Annotated in this window: 12 protein-coding genes; 6 read left to right on the forward strand and 6 right to left on the reverse strand. The window is 70.1% G+C overall.

Annotated elements, in window-relative coordinates:
• Positions 1–1,094: 1,094 nt before the first annotated feature.
• Positions 1,095–2,414, forward strand: coding sequence for a GAF domain-containing protein (locus tag IPL40_10055; protein ID MBK8481503.1), 1,320 nt, complete (start codon positions 1,095–1,097; stop codon positions 2,412–2,414).
• 15 nt (positions 2,415–2,429) lie between these two features.
• Here IPL40_10055 and IPL40_10060 read toward each other — a convergent pair whose 3' ends face one another.
• A complete protein-coding gene (locus tag IPL40_10060; protein MBK8481504.1) occupies positions 2,430–3,632 on the reverse strand; it encodes a glycosyltransferase family 4 protein in 1,203 nt (400 codons plus the stop codon).
• Positions 3,633–3,936: 304 nt separating this feature from the next.
• Here IPL40_10060 and IPL40_10065 point away from each other — a divergent pair, with 304 nt between their 5' ends.
• The 4 genes from IPL40_10065 to IPL40_10080 all read left to right on the forward strand — a co-directional run bounded on the left by IPL40_10065 (position 3,937) and on the right by IPL40_10080 (position 11,201).
• On the forward strand, positions 3,937–4,638 hold the full coding sequence (locus IPL40_10065; protein ID MBK8481505.1) for a rhomboid family intramembrane serine protease: 702 nt from the start codon (positions 3,937–3,939) through the stop codon (positions 4,636–4,638).
• Positions 4,639–4,928: 290 nt separating this feature from the next.
• Positions 4,929–8,528: a pyruvate:ferredoxin (flavodoxin) oxidoreductase gene (nifJ, locus tag IPL40_10070; protein ID MBK8481506.1), complete on the forward strand. Its 3,600-nt coding sequence runs from the start codon at positions 4,929–4,931 to the stop codon at positions 8,526–8,528.
• 41 nt (positions 8,529–8,569) lie between these two features.
• Positions 8,570–9,568 carry a dihydroorotate dehydrogenase-like protein gene (locus IPL40_10075; protein ID MBK8481507.1) on the forward strand — a complete coding sequence of 333 codons (999 nt, stop codon included), beginning with the start codon at positions 8,570–8,572 and terminating at the stop codon, positions 9,566–9,568.
• 193 nt (positions 9,569–9,761) lie between these two features.
• Entirely contained in the window at positions 9,762–11,201 is a 1,440-nt protein-coding gene (locus tag IPL40_10080; protein MBK8481508.1) for a sigma 54-dependent Fis family transcriptional regulator, read from the forward strand.
• A 9-nt stretch (positions 11,202–11,210) separates the two neighbouring features.
• On the opposite strand, the gene IPL40_10085 is transcribed toward IPL40_10080, so the two are convergent.
• From IPL40_10085 to IPL40_10095, 3 genes are read right to left on the reverse strand one after another with little or no spacing between them, the layout of a single operon-like run.
• Positions 11,211–11,657, reverse strand: a complete 447-nt coding sequence (locus tag IPL40_10085) for a hypothetical protein (protein MBK8481509.1) — start codon at positions 11,655–11,657, stop codon at positions 11,211–11,213.
• Positions 11,651–12,628: a tryptophan--tRNA ligase gene (gene trpS, locus IPL40_10090; protein MBK8481510.1), complete on the reverse strand. Its 978-nt coding sequence runs from the start codon at positions 12,626–12,628 to the stop codon at positions 11,651–11,653. The genes IPL40_10085 and trpS overlap by 7 nt, the downstream gene beginning before the upstream one ends.
• A 33-nt stretch (positions 12,629–12,661) precedes the next feature.
• Positions 12,662–13,222: a carboxypeptidase regulatory-like domain-containing protein gene (locus IPL40_10095; GenBank protein MBK8481511.1), complete on the reverse strand. Its 561-nt coding sequence runs from the start codon at positions 13,220–13,222 to the stop codon at positions 12,662–12,664.
• A gap of 478 nt (positions 13,223–13,700) precedes the next feature.
• Between IPL40_10095 and IPL40_10100 the strand changes: the two genes are divergently transcribed.
• Positions 13,701–14,360 (forward strand): response regulator transcription factor, encoded by a 660-nt coding sequence (locus tag IPL40_10100; GenBank protein ID MBK8481512.1) that lies wholly within the window; start codon positions 13,701–13,703, stop codon positions 14,358–14,360.
• 75 nt (positions 14,361–14,435) lie between these two features.
• Here IPL40_10100 and IPL40_10105 read toward each other — a convergent pair whose 3' ends face one another.
• Together IPL40_10105 and IPL40_10110 are read right to left on the reverse strand one after the other, a co-directional pair.
• Positions 14,436–15,191: a response regulator gene (locus IPL40_10105; GenBank protein ID MBK8481513.1), complete on the reverse strand. Its 756-nt coding sequence runs from the start codon at positions 15,189–15,191 to the stop codon at positions 14,436–14,438.
• Positions 15,192–15,253: 62 nt separating this feature from the next.
• Complete coding sequence (locus IPL40_10110; protein ID MBK8481514.1) at positions 15,254–16,774, reverse strand: HAMP domain-containing protein; 1,521 nt, start codon at positions 16,772–16,774, stop codon at positions 15,254–15,256.
• Position 16,775 lies beyond the last annotated feature (1 nt).

Genomic DNA, 16,775 nt, shown 5'->3' on the forward strand with positions numbered 1-16,775 from the left:
GGGGGGGGGGGGGGGGGGGCGCGGGGGGGGGGCTCCCCGGGTCACCATCCTCACAGCGGTCGGGCTCGCCGTCAGTGGCCAGCAGCAGCGTTACGGGCTCGGCCGTCGGGCTGGGCAGCTGGCCGCTGCCTTGGAGCCAGGTGATCACGCCGTCGATCGCGTCGCCGGTGGGCGTATCCTCGCCGACGAAGCCATCCGGGTCGGGCGGCGCCACCTGAACGCCGCCGCTGAGCGAACGCCAGCTCTCAGGCAGGTAGGTTGCGCGCAAGGTATCGAGGGATCCGACGAGCGGTGCGGCGAGCTCGAGCATCGGACAGGTGCCGATCGCCGCCACGCCGGGCGCGTTACCCCCGTTGGTCGCCGTGTAGAGCGCGAGGCCGAAACGCGCGCGCTGGACCAGCGGCGGGAGCACCCCGTCGTCGGCGTCGAGCAGCGTCTGGCGCACCGCATCCCAGCGGCTGACCTCCCCGTCACCAACGGCATGGCCGCCGAAGTCGGCATTCATGCTGGCCGACTTGTCGACGATCACGACCACCGTCGGCGTCTGGGCGCTCAGGCGCACGTCGAGGTCGGCGCAGCTGTTGCCGCCGTCGCTGCGCGTGAGCCGCGCCTCGCAGCGACCGTCGGCATTGCAGCGTTGATCGTCGCGGCACCCCGTGCCCGCGCTCAAGCACTCGGCCGTGCAGCGCCCATCATCGCCACAGTAAAAGCCCGACGGGCAGGCCGGCTTCGCGCTCGCGCAGGGCTGCCCACAAGCGATCGCCGGCGGCTGCTGCGAGCACGGGCCTGCCGCCAGCCCTCGAGCATCACTGCGGGCGTCGGCGTGGTTTCGGCGCACGGTTCCGCCGCTGCAGGCGGCCATCGCGCCGAGGAGGACGAGCACGAGCAGCGAGGGGGCGGGCAGGCGCATGACGTTCCTCCATGAGCTCCTAGTTTGTGCTCTGAGATACAGACCAGTCTAGCAGCTTTATTCCGCCGCGACGCTCCGCGACGCTGCGGGACGATCGGCGGCGCTGGACCGTCCAGCGATTCGGCGCCAAAGTGCGCCGGGCCGGCCAGCCCCGGCCGCCACGCGCCGCCCCGGAGTCCACGCGATGTCGACGCCCGCGCTCGTTCCCACGATCCACCTGCGCGGTCAGGCCGCTCAGCTCGATCGCGTCTTCGACCTGGTGCGCTTCGTCACCAACCACCAGCCGCTCTCAGCCTGCCTCGACGAGCTGCCGCGTCGCCTGGCCGAGGTCTTCAGCGCGGACGTCTGCTCGATCTACATCCTCGAGGGCGAAGACCTGGTGATGCGCGCCAACGTCGGCTTTCCCGCCGCGGCGCTGGGCGAGGTGCGCCTGGCGATCGGTCAGGGCATCACCGGGGTCGCAGTCGAATGCATGCGACCGATCTCCGTCAACCTGGCCCCCCAGCATACGAGCTACCATCACGTCGACGGCCTTGAGGAGGAGCGCTTTCCGGTTTTCCTGGCGCTGCCGATTCTCGGCCCCCGTGGCCCCGTCGGCGCGCTCGTGCTGCAGCGGCGCGCTCAGGCCGCCTTCGGCGACACGACGATCGAGCTGGCCGTGGCCCTGACGGCTCCGATCGCCGCCGTGCTCGAGCGCGCGCGTCTCGTCGACGCCCTGCGCGCGCAACATCGCGCGCTACCGCCGGGCCGGCGCCGCGTCACGCTCTCCGGTCGCACGGTGGTCCGCGGGCGGGCCTTTGGCCGCGCCTGGGCGCTGCGCCGACCGGAGCCCGCTCGTGCGCCGGGATCTAACCCGGTCGCGGCAAGCGAGAGCGCGGCCCTCGCGCTCGATCGCGCTGTAGCCCAACTCCGCCGGGCCCTCACCGCCGAAGGCGAGCGCGCCAGCAAGCGCGGGCTCGAGACGGCGGTCTTCGGTCCCCTGCACTCGATTCTCGACGATACCCGCCTGCGCGAACGCATCCTCGCGGGCTGCGACGGCCGCAGCTCGCTCGCGCACGCCCTGCTCACCGCGGGCAGCGAGGCCGCGCGGGCCGCCACGCGCGCGGGCGAAGACTTCGCGCTCGAGCGTGCCCACACCATCAATGACCTTTGCGAGACCTTGGTGGCGCTGGTCAGCGACGCCTCGCTGACCGAGACGCCCCCCGGGGCGGTCCTCGTCGGCGACCGGCTGACGATCTACGATCTGCTCATTTCTGGCCGCCGTCAGCCCAGCGCGCTGGTGCTCGGCGACGCAGTCCAGGAGGCCACTACCGCGACGCTGGCGCAACTGATCGGCGTGCCGACCGTCACCGGCGTCAACGACCTCTTCCGCTGGATCAGCGATGGCGAGACGCTGCTGGTCGACGCCGACCACGGCCTGGTGCGCGTCAGCCCGACGCGCCTCGACATCGCTGCCGTGCGCCAGCAGCGGCGCCAGGACGGCCTGGGGCGCCGACCCGCCTGAAGGGCCTGCTCGGTGCTAGCCGGGCGCCGCCAGAGACCGGCCCGCGCCGCGCGCGTCCTCGACGACCCGCTGCAAGGTGCCGACGAGGATCCGCATCACCTCCGCCTCGCCGAACTGGCGCTGAATGCGACGTCGTCCGGCAGCGCCCATCCGCTGCCGCAGCGCGGCATCACCGAGCAGCGTCCCGAGGTGCGCGGCAAAGCCCTCGACGTCGTCGGGATCGACGAGGAAACCCTCGACGCCGTGGTCGACCGCCTCGGGGATGCCTCCAACGTTGGTCGCCACCAGCGGGCGCTCCATCGCCATCGCCTCGAGCAGCGCGTTGGGCGAGGCCTCGATCGAGCGCTCTCTGGAGCTCAGCACCACGACGTCACAGCTCGCGTAGAACGCCTCGACGTCCACCACGTGACCGAGGAAGGTGACCTGCTGCGCGAGACCGCGCGCTGCGAACCAGCGCTCATAGTGCGCGCGCCAGCCGTAGTCGCCGGCGATCAGCAGGCGCAGGCCCGGCACAGCTTCGCGCAGCCGGCCAACGACCTCAGCAAGGAACTCGAGGCCCTTGTCTGGCGCCGGGCGGGCGGCCAGGCCGACCACCGGCACGTCCGGCCCCAGCCCCAGGGCGCTGCGAAAGCGCGGCTCGACCCGCGCGCGGTCGAAGCGCGCGCAGTCGACCGCGTTGGGCAGGATCGCCCCTTCGACGCCGATCAATGGGGCCACGATGCGGTGCGCCGCTTCACAGTTGCTGAGCATCGCCGTCGGACGACCCCCGAGCAGCAGCGGCGAGAGCCGCGCGCCCAGCTTGGCGATCGGATGAAAGGGCCGACTGCCCTGTCGCACCACCAGCGGCAGCGCGAGGCGGCGGGCCGCGCGAGCCGAGACGATCCAGCCGATCGTGCGCGCCGCGAAGATGGCGTCGACACCGCCGGTTCGCGCCAGCTCGACCAGGCGCCGCGCGGCGCGCCTTGCCGTGCTGAAGTAGCGCGCGCAGTAGCGAACGTTGCCCCAGAGGGAGAGCTGGCTGTGGGTTTCCTCGGGCACATCATCGAGATAAACGTAGTCGCGAACCCCAGCCTCCTCGAGCGCACGGCACATCGGCTTGCCGGGTCCGACGACCGGCAGCACCTCGACGCCGTAGTCGGGCAGCCGGCGGATGTGGAGCAGTGCCTGCCGCTCGGCGCCGCCAAAGGCCTGCGTCGGCAAGACGTACATCACGCGCATCGAAGACTCCCTTGGCGGTCGCCTCCCCGCCTCCGGAGGGCCCCGCAGCCGCGCTGTTGTACGTGCAGCGCCCCTCCGCCGTCCAGCCCCGGCGCTGCGGCCGCGGCGCTGCGGCCGACTGCTTCCGCCGACGCCCCAAGGCCCTCCCCCAAGCTCATCCCCCGAAGCCGTGACACCCTTGCAAAGACACCCTGGTGCAGACGGGTGCGGTGACGGGTGTTAGGGGTCCACTATAAAAGGGTGCGCCCTATAGGGGTGCGAGACGGGTTGCCCGGCGGCTGGCGGCTCGCTACGCTGGCCGCCGATGCGTCAAGTCTGGATCAACGCCGACACCAAGCTGCTGCGCCTCGGCGGGCGTCCGCCGCGCACCACCCTCGCCCTGCTCGGCCTCCAGGCGGCGATCTTTCTGCTCTATGTCTTTGCCGATGGACCGGCCTGGGTCCGGCGGCACCTCGCCCTCAGCGCAGCGGGCGTCTTCGGCCGCCACGAGCTGTGGCAGCCGATCACCGCGCTGGTGTTACATCTCGACGCTCGCACGCTGCTGGTCGACCTTGCCGTGCTCTGGCTGCTGGGCGCCGCGCTCGAACGCGCCTGGGGCGGCGGGCGATTCCGGGTCTTTTACCTGGCCAGCGGCACCGGTGGGCTAGCAGCCGCCGCCCTGGTCGGGCTGAGCCGTCCCTCCACGCTGGTCTGCGGGGCGACGGGGGCCACGCTCGCGATCCTGCTCGCCAGTGCTGTCGTCTACGCGGAGCACCTCTTGCTCTGGGGCCAGGCCACGCTCGGACTGCGCGTGCGCCCCGCGGCGTCGATCGTCGGCGGGGCCCTGCTGCTGCTGGCCCTGCTCGACCGCGCCTGGCTCGACCTCAGCGCCGCGCTGGCCGGCGCCGCGATCGGCGCCTGCTTCCTTCAGCCCTTCAAGCGCTGGGGACCCCGACACCGACTCCGTAGCGTCGGCAGCCCGAAGCCGCGGCCACCCCGCGGCCCCAATCGCCATGGGCCCAACTGACCTCGGAAGGAATCACCGAGGCGCGCCCCTCGCTCGGCGCACCGAGGCCCGTCCCCGCACCGAGGGAATTGTGTTGCACCGAGGGAATTGCTGACAGGTCGCCAGCGAAACAGTAGACTTCGCCGCGTTTGCCGATGCCCAGTCGTCGTCCGGTCGACGCCAGCGTTTGGCTTGATCAGCGCGACGCCCAGGACCCGCTGGCCGGTCACCCGGCACGGCGTGCGTCGGGCGTCGCGCCGCGCGACGCCGGCGCTCGTTCGCTCTCTGCAAGCGTGGAGGATACAAAGCTCATGGGCTCAGACACCGCCGCAACCATGGTCACCCTGGACGGCAACGAAGCCGCCGCGCGCATCGCCTACCTGACCAATGAGGTCATCGCGATCTACCCGATCACCCCGGCCTCGGCGATGGGTGAGTTCGCCGATGCCTGGGCCGCCGAGGGCGATCCCAACCTCTGGGGCACGACCCCAACGGTCATCGAGATGCAGAGCGAGGCTGGCGCGGCCGGCGCGGTCCACGGCGCGCTGCAGGCCGGCGCGCTGACGACGACCTTCACGGCGTCGCAGGGCCTGCTGCTGATGATCCCGAACATGTTCAAGATCGCCGGCGAGCTGACGCCGACCGTCTTTCATATCGCCGCGCGGACCCTCGCCACGCATGCGCTCTCGATCTTCGGCGACCATAGCGACGTGATGTCGACGCGGAGCACCGGCTGGGCGATGTTATGTGCCAACTCCGTGCAGGAGGCGCAGGACATGGCGCTGATCGCGCAGCGTTCCACGTTGCGCGCCCGCCTGCCCTTCCTCCACTTCTTCGACGGCTTCCGCACCTCACACGAGGTCAACAAGATCGTCTCGCTGCCCGTCGAGGACGTGCGCGCCTTGCTCGACGACGAGCTGGTGCAGGCGCACCGCGCGCGGGCCCTCAGCCCCGACCGGCCGGTTCTGCGCGGCTCGGCGCAGAACCCCGATGTCTTCTTCCAGGCCCGCGAGGCCTGCAACCCCTATTACGCCGCGGTCCCGGGCATTGTCCGCGACGCCCTCGACGCCTTTGCCGCGCGCACCGGCCGCCGCTACGACCTCTTCGAGTACCACGGCGCCAGCGATGCTGAGCGCGTGATCGTCCTGATGGGCTCGGGTGTCGGGGCCGTTCACGAGGCGGTCGACGCGCTGCAGCAGCAGGGCAGCAAGGTCGGCGTGGTGGCCGTGCGGCTCTATCGCCCCTTCGACGCCGAGGCCTTCGTCGCGGCGCTGCCCGCGAGCGTACAGAGCGTCGCCGTGCTCGATCGCACCAAGGAGCCGGGCGCCCTCGGCGAGCCGCTCTACCAGGACGTGCTGGCAGCTCTGCACGAGGCCTGGAGCACGGGCCCCGGCGCCAGCCGGCCGCTGCCGCGGGTGATCGGCGGGCGCTACGGGCTCTCCTCGAAGGAGTTTACGCCGGCGATGGTCAAGGCGGTCTTCGACCACCTCGCCGAGCCCAAGCCGAAGCGGCACTTCACGATCGGCATCGTCGACGATGTGAGCCACACCAGCCTGCGCTGGGACGCCGACTTCGACACCGAGGGCAAGGACACGACGCGCGGGGTCTTCTTTGGTCTCGGCAGCGACGGCACCGTCAGCGCCGTCAAGAACACCGTCAAGATCGTCGGCGAGAACACGCCGCTGCACGCGCAGGGCTACTTCGTCTACGACTCGAAGAAGTCGGGGTCGATCACCGTCTCGCACCTGCGCATCAGCCCGCGGCCGATTCACTCGACCTATCTGATCCAGCGCGCCAACTTCGTCGCTTGCCACCAGTTCAGCTTCCTCGAGCGACTCGACGTGCTGAGCTACGCGGAGCCTGGCGCCACCTTCCTCCTCAACAGCCCCTACGCTGCTGCGGAGGTCTGGGAGAAGCTGCCGCAGGAGACGCAGCAGCAGATCATCGACAAAGCGCTGACCTTCTACGTCATCGACGCCGACAAGGTGGCGCAGGAGGCCGGGCTGCCTGGTCGCATCAACACGGTGATGCAAACCTGCTTCTTCGGCCTCTCGAAGATGCTGCCGCGCGACGAGGCGATCGCTCAGATCAAGGACGCGATCACCAAGACCTACAACAAGCGCGGCGACGCCGTGCTGCGCCGCAACTACGCGGCGGTCGACGCCAGCCTGGAGGGTATCGCGCGGGTCACCGTACCGGCGCGGGCGAGCAGCGCGCTGCGCCGCCACGACTTCGCCGCCCTCGACGGCACGACCGACTTCTTCAAGCGCGTGACCGCGTTGATTCTCAGCGGCCAAGGCGACTTGCTGCCGGTCAGCGCGCTCCCGCCTGACGGCACCTTCCCCGTCGGCTCGGCGATCTGGGAGAAGCGCAGCATCGCCACGGAGATCCCGATCTGGGACGACACGATCTGCACGCAGTGCGGCCTGTGTGCGATCGTTTGCCCGCATGCCGCGATTCGCATGAAGACCTTCACGCCGGCCGCCGCCGCCAGCGCCCCCGCGGGCTTCGTCACGCGGCCCTGGGGCGGCAAAGAACAGCCCGCTGGCACCTTGATGCGGATTCAGGTGGCGCCAGAGGACTGCACCGGCTGCGCTGTCTGCGTCGACGTTTGCCCGGCTCGCAGCAAGGAGGTCGCCAAGCATAAGGCGATCAACATGCAGCTCAAGGACCCGCACCTCGAGCGCGAGCGCGCCAATTTCGCCTTCTTCGCCGCGCTGCCGGAGATCGACCGTCAGTCGGTCGCGACCGACGGGGTCAAGGGCTCCCAGCTCCTCGAGCCGCTCTTCCAGTTCTCGGGCGCCTGCGCCGGGTGCGGCGAGACGCCCTACCTCAAGCTGCTCAGCCAGCTCTTCGGCGATCGGATGGTCGTCGCCAACGCGACCGGCTGCTCGTCGATCTACGGCGGCAACCTGCCGACGACGCCCTGGTCGGCCAACCGCGACGGCCGCGGACCGGCCTGGGCCAACTCGCTCTTCGAGGACAACGCGGAGTTCGGACTCGGGATGCGCTTGGCGCTCGATCAACAGCGCACGCTGGCGCGACAGCTGCTGGCCGAGCTCGCCGACGAGCTGCGGCCGACGCTCAGCCCGGCGAGCTACGAGGCGCTGCTGCAAGAGCATCCGCGCAGCGAGGCGGGCTACGCCGAGCAGCGGCAGCGCGTCGCCGAGCTCACGCGCGCGCTGGAGACGCTCGGCGGACGCCCAGCCGCGCGGCAACTGACGAGCGTCGTCGACGCGCTGGTCGAGCGCAGCCTCTGGATCATCGGTGGGGACGGCTGGGCCTATGACATCGGCTTCGGCGGCCTCGACCATGTGATGGCCTCGGGACGCAACGTCAACATCCTGGTGCTCGACACCGAGGTCTATTCCAACACCGGAGGTCAGGCCTCGAAGGCCACGCCGCGTGGTGCGGTCGCCAAGTTTGCCGCCAGCGGCAAGGCCAGCGGCAAGAAGGACCTCGGCATGATCGCGATGGCCTACGGCAACGTCTACGTCGCGCAGATCGCGCTGGGAGCGCAGCCCCGGCAGACCATCCGCGCGTTGGTCGAGGCCGAGGCCTATCCGGGCCCCTCCTTGGTCATCGCCTACAGCACCTGTATTGCGCACGGCATCGATATGACCACCTCGATGACGCACCAGAAGGACGCGGTCAAGAGCGGGTATTGGCCGCTCTATCGCTTCTCGCCGCAGAGCGGCGCGACCCCCGACGGAAAGCCCTTCGTGCTCGACAGCCGTAAGCCGGCGATGCCGCTCAAGGACTTCGTGATGTCCGAGGCGCGCTTCGCGATGCTGGCGAAGGCCAAGCCAGAGCACGCCCAGCAGCTGCTGGCGCTGGCCCAAGAGGACGTCAACGAACGCTGGCGCCTCTACGAGCAGCTCGCCGGTGTCGAGCGCAACGTGCCGCAATAGCGACTGCGAGAGAGACTGCGAGGAAACCAGCCATGACGACCATTGACCTGAGCACCCGTTACCTCGGGCTCGAGCTCAAGAATCCGCTCGTCGCCGGGGCCTCGCCCCTGACGGGCCACATCACGCAGCTCAAGGCGCTCGAGCGAGCCGGCGTGGCCGCGGTCGTGCTGCCCTCCCTCTTCGAGGAGCAGATCGACCACGACGAGCTGGAGCTGGCGCGCCTGCGCGACTTCGGCGCCGATGGCTCGGCCGAGGCCGCGAACTACTTTCCAGAGCTGACGAGCTATCGCACCGGGCCGGACGCCTACCTAGCGCATCTCGAGGAGGCGAAGCGGGAGCTGTCGATCCCGGTGATCGGCAGCCTCAACGGCGTCTCCAGCGGCGGTTGGGTGCGCTACGCCAAGCTCTTCGAAGAGGCCGGCGCCGACGCGGTGGAGCTCAACATCTACTACATGGTCGCCGACCCCCTGCTCGGCGCCGAGGCCGTCGAGCAGCGCTACCTCGAGCTCGTGCAGCAGGTCCGGGCGGCGATCAGCATTCCCTTGGCGGTGAAGATCGGCCCCTATTTCACCGCGCTGGCGCAGATGGCCCAGCGACTGCGTGAAGCGGGGGCCGACGGCCTGGTGCTCTTCAACCGCTTCATGCAGCCGGATATCGACCTGGAGTCGCTGGAGGTCCGTCCCGGCGTTGAGCTCAGCACCTCGGCCGAGTTGCTCCTGCCCTTGCGCTGGATCGCAATCCTCAAGGGACGCGTCGCGCTCTCGCTTGCAGCCACGACCGGCGTGCACACGGCCAACGACGTGATCAAGCTGCTGCTCGCCGGCGCCGACGTCACGATGCTGGCCTCTGCGCTGCTGCGAAACGGCCCAGCCTACCCGCGGAAGCTGCTCGAGGCGCTGCAGAGCTGGCTCGAGCAGCATGAGTACACCTCGGTCGAGCAACTCAAGGGTTCGATGAGTCAGCTGCACTGTCCGGACCCCACCCAGTTCGAGCGCGCGAACTACATGAAAGCGCTCCTGAGCTACAGCTCGACCTTCTGAGCGTCGCGCCCCGAACCAGGGAGCGCTTGCCCGGGCCGCGCGTTGGCCTTGGCACTGGCCAGGGCTGTCGCCGGCAGCTTGACTTGCCGCCCAGCTCCGCTAGGATTCGGACGGACTTGCTCAGCATTTCTTCCTTCACCGCAAGCTGGCCGCGACGAGTTTCGCTCGAGCCCTGGCCAAGAGAGCCGACACGATGACGGACAACCCTGCAGTCACCACGGTCTTCGACGGCGGGCGAGCCGCCTTCAGACAGCTCCGGAAGAGCAAGCTCGTGATCGTCGCCGGAGGCGAAGGCGGCAAGCGCGAGTTCGAGCTGACGAAGGCGCGCGTCGTCGGTGGGCGCAGCCAGATCAACGATATTCAGATCGAGGACAAGGCCGTCTCGGGGACGCACTTCGAGATCGCCAGCGACGACGACGGGCACCGGTTGATCGACACCGGAAGCACCAATGGAACCTTCGTCGGCGACGTCCGTATCAAGGAGGTCTTCCTCAAGCCCGGCATGCGCTTTCGCGTCGGCCATACGGAGCTGGTCTTTCAGCCGCTCAACGACGTCGTCGAGATCGCCCTCAGCGATGAGGATCGCTTTGGCTCCGTCCTCGGCGGAAGCGTGGCGATGCGTGAGATCTTCGCCAACCTGGAGAAGGTCGCGCCGACGGATCTGACCGTGATGATCACGGGCGAGACCGGCACCGGTAAGGAGCTGGTCGCGCGCAGCATTCACGACTACAGCACGCGACGCGGCAAGCCCTTCGTCGTGCTCGACTGCGGCGCGATCCCCCGCGATCTGATCGAGTCGACGCTCTTCGGTCACGAGAAGGGCGCCTTCACCGGCGCCGTCGGCCAGCAGCGCGGCTGCTTCGAGCAGGCCCAGGGCGGCACAATCTTCCTCGACGAGATCGGCGAGCTCGACGTCGGACTGCAGCCCAAGCTGCTGCGCGTGCTCGAGAACCGCGAGATCAAGCGCGTCGGCGGCGACCGCACGATCAAGGTCGATGTCCGCGTGCTGGCCGCGACCAACCGCGAGCTGCGCTCGATGGTGCATAAGGGCGCGTTCCGCGAGGATCTCTATTTTCGCCTCTCGGTGATCACGGTGCACAACCCGCCCCTGCGCTCGCGCAAGGACGACGTGCCGCAGCTCGTGCACTACTTCCTGACTGACGTCTCGCAGCGCCGCGGCATGCAGCTCAGCATCGCCCCCGACGCGATGATGGCGCTCGTCAACCAGGAGTGGCCAGGCAACGTGCGCGAGCTGCGCAATGTCGTCGAGCGCGCCGCGTCACTCTGCGACACCTCGGTCGTGACGCGCGCGGACCTCAACCTCGGCCGCGGCTTCGTCAACTCGCCGACGAGCAGCAGCCTCGGCTCCTCCGCGAGCGTCTCGGCCGCGGCCACGGGGCTGGTCGCCTCTGGCTCGGCGAGCGCGGGCTTTCCACCGGAGCTCTTCACGCCGGGCATCGCCTTCAAGGACGCCAAGCAAAGTGTCGTCGATCACTTCGAGCGGCTCTACCTGCGCAACTTGATCGACCGCAACAAGGGCAACATCACGCGCTCCGCGCACGAGGCCGGCCTGACGCGCTACCATCTGCGCGAGCTGCTGAAGCGCCACGAGCTGGCGACGGCCGGTAGCTGAGGCGCGCTGCTAGCGGAGGGGGTCGCTGGCGGGCTGCGGCAGCACGACGCGCCACTGACCATCGACGCGCTGCAGATCGAGCAGCTCACTGCCATGATCCGCCCGGCTGATCAAGCGCACCTGGGCGCGATCACGATCAGCGTAGCTCAGCTCGATTTCTGACGCTTCGAAGCGCGGCCGCGCGAAGCCCAGGACGAGCAGGTCCTCGGCCTTGAGCCGACGCTGACCGCCGGCTTGCAGCGTGGCACGTCGGGCCAGCCGCTGCAGCATGGTGCGCGACGCAGGCGCAAGCAGCGCGAAGAGCGCCTCGGTCTGCCCGTCGCCAGCGGCCTCCAGGAACGCGCGCGCGGCGTTCTCCGGCGTGCTCCCGGCCCTGGCTCCGCAGGCCCAGGCGCCGCAGAGCAGGCCGAGGGCGGCGACGAGCGCGCGGCGGCGAGCCGCGCGGCGGGCTACCACTTCAGGCCCATCTTGGCGCGCACCTCTTGCATCGTCGCCTCGGCGAGCTGCTGGCAGTGCCCCTGCCCTTGCGCGAGCACCTCGCGCACCTCGTCGGGTCGCTCGCGCAGCGCGCGCCAGCGCTCACGGATCGGCGCGAAATGCGCCACGAGCTGATCCCCCAGGCGCTTCTTGCAGTCGACGCAGCCGATGGCGGCCGCGCGACACGCCGCGCCGATCTCCTCACATTGCTCAGGCCCGCTGAAGAAGCCGTGCAGGCTGAAGATGTTGCAGATCTCGGGGTGGCCAGGATCGGATCGCCGCTGCCGCGCGGGATCGGTCACGGCGCCGGCGAGCTTGCGGCGCAACACGGCCTCATCCTCGTCGACGGCGATATGGTTGCCGAGGCTCTTCGACATCTTCGCGGCGCCGTCCAGGCCACGCACCCGAGGCGTCGAGGTGAAGAGGGTGCGCGGCTCGGGGAAGGTCGCGCCAAAGCGGCCGTTGAAACGCCGCGCGATCTCCCGGCTGAGCTCGAGATGCTGCTCCTGATCCTCGCCCACCGGCACGCGCGAGGCCTTGTAGAGCAAGATATCCGCCGCCTGCAGCACAGGGTAAGCGAAGAGGCCGACGTTGATGTTATCCGCTTGTTGCTCGGACTTGCTCTTGAACTGCGTCTGCCGGCTGAGCTCGCCCATCGAGGTCACGCAGGTGAAAATCCACGCCAGCTCGGTGTGCTGCGGCACGGCCGACTGCACGAACAATCGGACGTGCGCCGCGTCGAGGCCGCAGGCGAGGAGTCCGGTCGCAAGCTCGAGGATCCGCCCCGGCATCTCCTCGACCGCATAGGACTGCGTGACCGCGTGCAGGTCGACGACGCAGTAGATGCACTCGTAGTCGTGTTGGATCGCGACCCAGTTACGAACCGCCCCCAGGTAGTTCCCCAGGTGCAGCACGCCGGTCGGCTGGATACCGCTGAAGACTCGTTCCATCGGGGCGGAAGCTGACAGTCCGAGGCCCGGCTGTCAATCGGCAGCAGCAGCGGGGCCGGCGCCGCCAGCACCAGCGCGCGCGAGTCGCAGCGAGACCACAAGGTCAGTCTGCAGGTCCGCGGCGATCTGCACCTCGCGCTGCCAGCGCAGGTAGCCCTGCTTGCGCACCTCGACGCGATGGCTACCGCGCGGGAGCTCGGTCGCGCGAAAGACGCGGCCCGCCACGAGGGGCCGCCGCTGGCCATCGACCCAGACCTCGACCTCGGCGAGGGGCAGGCGCAGGATCAGGGTGCCGAGGCGTAGCCCGAGCAGGCGGCGCAAAGCGGGCGTCAGAGCGCGCGCCACCGTCTCGCGGTCCGCCATTGCCGGCAACGCGAGCTCGACGACGTTGAGGCTGCGCGCCGAGGCCACCTCGAACCACTGTAGACGCAGCAGCCACTGCTCGCCCCGCGGCTGGAGAAGGCCCCAGAGCAGGCGGTCCGCGCCGAGCTCGGCGCCACCGCGAGCCATGCACGCGGCCTGCTCGTCGAGACAGCCGAAGACGAGCTTGAACTCCTCGAGCGTCTTGCAGGGCAGGAGGCGCAGGCCAGGCATTCGGCGCAGCGACTGCTCGACTGCCCACCTGAACTCGAGCGGAAGCCCGAGGGCCTCGGAGAGGTCGCGCGTCTCGACGCCGAGTACGGCGACGCGGACCGACCCCGACCCCGACCCCGACCCCGACCCCGACCCCGACCCCGACCCCGGCGCCGCGGCGGCCGCCCGCGGCGACGCTAGCGACGCAAAAAGCAGCGCAGCCAGCGGCAGCCAGGCGCCCGACCGGCGCGCTGACGTCGCCCGCCCATCGCCTGCCAGGCCGGCCGACTGAACGCCCACCTGCACGGGTTGTAGTCGCCGCATCCTCGCTCGCTCCCAAGGCTACCCCGGCGCCGCGGACGGCCGAGGCTAGGCCCCTCAACGCTCGCGCCGAAGCCGCGCTTGCTCGGTCGCATTATACGCATGAGGTCGCGGCCCAACCCAAGAAACGCCGCCGGCCAAGGGCGGCCGCGGCGAAGTCCTCCCCGCAGGTGCTAGGATGGCGCCCGTGAGCGAACCCGGGCAAGAACCCATTCGCCTGGTGATCGTCGAGGACCAGGCGGCCATCCTCTCGCAGCAGGTGCGGCTGCTCGAGGGCTTTGCCGAGCTGGCGATCGTGGGCACCGCTCGCGACGGCGCGCATGCCCTCGAGGTGATCGCGCAGCAGCGACCGGACGTCGTCCTGCTGGATCTTGGGCTGCCCGACCTGAGCGGGATCGAGGTCACGCGGCGCATTCGGGCCACCCAGCCCACGACCGAGGTCCTGATCTACACGATCTTCGACGACGATGACGGGGTGCTGCAGGCGATCCGCGCGGGCGCCAGCGGCTACCTGCTGAAGGGCACCCCGGCGAGCCGGATCGTCGAGGCGGTGCGCGACGTCCACCAGGGCGGCAGCGTGCTACAGCCGCAGCTCGCGCGCAACCTGCTGCGGCGCTTCCACTCGCCGGCGCCCTCGGGGCCCGGGCTGACGCCGCGCGAGGGCGAGATCCTGACCTTGATCGCCAAGGGGCTGACCAATCGCCACGCCGCCGAGACGCTGGGGCTCAGCCGCGCGACGGTGCGCACCCACCTCGAGCACATCTACGCCAAGCTGGAGGTCTCCAACCGCACCGAGGCCGTCAGCGAGGCGATTCGTCGTGGATTGATCGACCCCTGAGGGAGCAGCGAGCACCAGGACCCTCCGCTCCCGCCAGCCGCGCGTCGCGCCGCGACGCGAGCGCCGCTGCGCCCCTCAGCTCTCGAGCAGGCGATCGACCGTGTCCAGCAGGTCCGCCAGCCGAAAGGGCTTGGCGATGAAGGCGTCCGCGCCCGCGTCGATGACCCGCTGCGCCAGGTCGGCCTCGAGCGACGCGCTGAAGGCCACGATCGGCAGCCGCTGCCAGCGTGGGTCGGCGCGCACGCGGCCGACCAGCTCGACCCCGTCGATCAGCGGCAGCATCACGTCGACGAGCAGAAGATCGCAGTCCTGAGCCTCCAGCCAGCTCAGCGCGTCGACCCCGTTGGCGACACGCTGCGCCTGACAGGTCGGTCCTGGCGCGCTGCCGCGACGCAGCCGCGCCTGCAGCCCACGGCAGATCATTTCGGCGATGTGCTCGTTGTCGTCGGCCACGAGGATCTGCGGGGTGCGCGCCCCGAAGAGGCGCTCGTCGCGCGCGGCGAGACGCGGCACCAGCTCGGCCAGCATCATCCAGCCGCCCTCGGGCTGACGACTGAACTCGACGCCAAAGGCCTGCTCGCCGTCGACCGGGGGCTGAGCCCACTGCACGACGCCTTCGAGCGCGATCGGCTGCAGCAAGCGCGGAAACGACACGGCGAGGCGCAGCTCATCGCCGACGGCGACATCACGGCGCGTGCGAATCATCGTCCCGCCGTGGCGGATGTTGTCCTCGTAGTCCTGCAGGAAGCCGTCAAGCGTCGGGTACTCGACCTTGAGCGCGAGCGCCGTGCGTGGTCGATCTCGCTGCTCGCCCGCCTCGCTATCCACCATCGCGCCGATTCACCACATCAGGTTCTAGTCAGTCAGGTTTTAGTTAGTCAGGCGTCCGTTAGTCAGATCACGATGCTATCGCCGGGTACAGCCGAAGGCAAGGTCAGCGTGAAGAGCGCGCCCTGTCGGCGCGCGCTGCTGACCTCGATCGTTCCACCGTGGTCCTCGACGATCTGGCGCGTGAGCGCCAACCCAAGCCCCGTTCCCCCCTGCTTCGTGGTGAAGAAGGGCTCGAAGACGCGCGGCAGATCGCCGGGGCCGATGCCCGGTCCGTCATCGCCGATCGCCACCTCGACGCGACTGCCCAGCGACCGCGTGCTCACGCGGAGCTCGCCGCCGCGACCCGCCAGCGCCTCGGCCCCGTTGCGCAGCAGATTGAGCAGCGCCTGACGGAGTTGGCTCTCGTCGACGGCCGCCGGCGGCAGGGTCTCGGCAAGCTCGAGCGTGCAAACGATGCCTTGCTGCCGCAGCTCCGCACCGACGAACTCGACCAGGGTGCGGACCAGTACGTTGAGGTCCTCGGCGCGCCGCGAGGGCTCGGGCCGACGCGCCAGACGCAGGTACTCCTCGGTGATCGCCGTCAGCCGGTCGACCTCGCGCTGAATCGCCGTGCAGAGCTGTCGCACCTCGTCGGTGACCGCGCCCGCGCCGCGCTGGGACAGGACCTCCTCGAGCAGCTCGGTGTTGAGCGAGATCGAGTTGAGCGGGTTGCGCACCTCATGCGTGATGTGCGCGGCGAGCAGACCCGCGGCCGCCATCCGCTCGCTGCGAATCAGCCGTTCCTCACGCTCCTGCAGGGCTGCCGCCATCGCGTTGAAGTCGCGGGCGAGGCGGCCCAGCTCATCCTCTGCGCCGACGGGGATGCGACGCGCATAATCGCCAGCACCGATACGTCGCGTGCCGTCGGCCAGGGTACGCAGCGGGCGCAAGGTGCGCCGCGCCTGCGCCGTGACCGCCGCGCCGACAGCGAGCGCCACCAGCGCCAGGGCCAGTCCGATCCAGGTCCCCTCGCGCTGATCCTGCTCGAGATCGGCTGCCGCTTGCTGCACCTGGGCGCGCATCTCGCCGCGCAAGCGGCGAAACACCCCGGCGACCTGACGCTCGTGGCGCCCGAGCTCACGGCCGAGCCGCCCCAAGACCGCGGCCTCGCCCGCCACGCCAAAGAGCCGCTCGAAGTCGGGCTCGCGCCGCCAAATCGCCTGCTGCACCTGGCTCAACCGCTGATGCGCCCGGGCCAAGATCTGCTGCTCGGCCGCGGCCAGGCGCCCCGTATCGCCCGTGGCCAGGCGCAGGGCGCGCCGCAGCTCGCGTTGTCGCAGCTGCCGCGCGAGCCGGACCTGCTGGCGCACCAAGGCCGAGGCCTCGCTGCCGTTGGCCCGATCGGCGACGACGCCGAGCAGTCCCCGCTGCACCGTGTAGAGCTCGCTGAGGCCCAGGGTCAGCTCGAGGTAGCGCGCGCCGATCAGCTCCAGGCGCCGCCGCACCGCATGCGTGCTGTAGACGCTGTAGGCCAGCGCGGCGCCGAAGGTGCACATCACCAACACGAACCCGGTGAAGATCCGCGCTGAGACCGAGGGGCGCATC

The organism is Pseudomonadota bacterium (assembly GCA_016711215.1).
GTDB lineage: Bacteria > Myxococcota_A > Polyangia.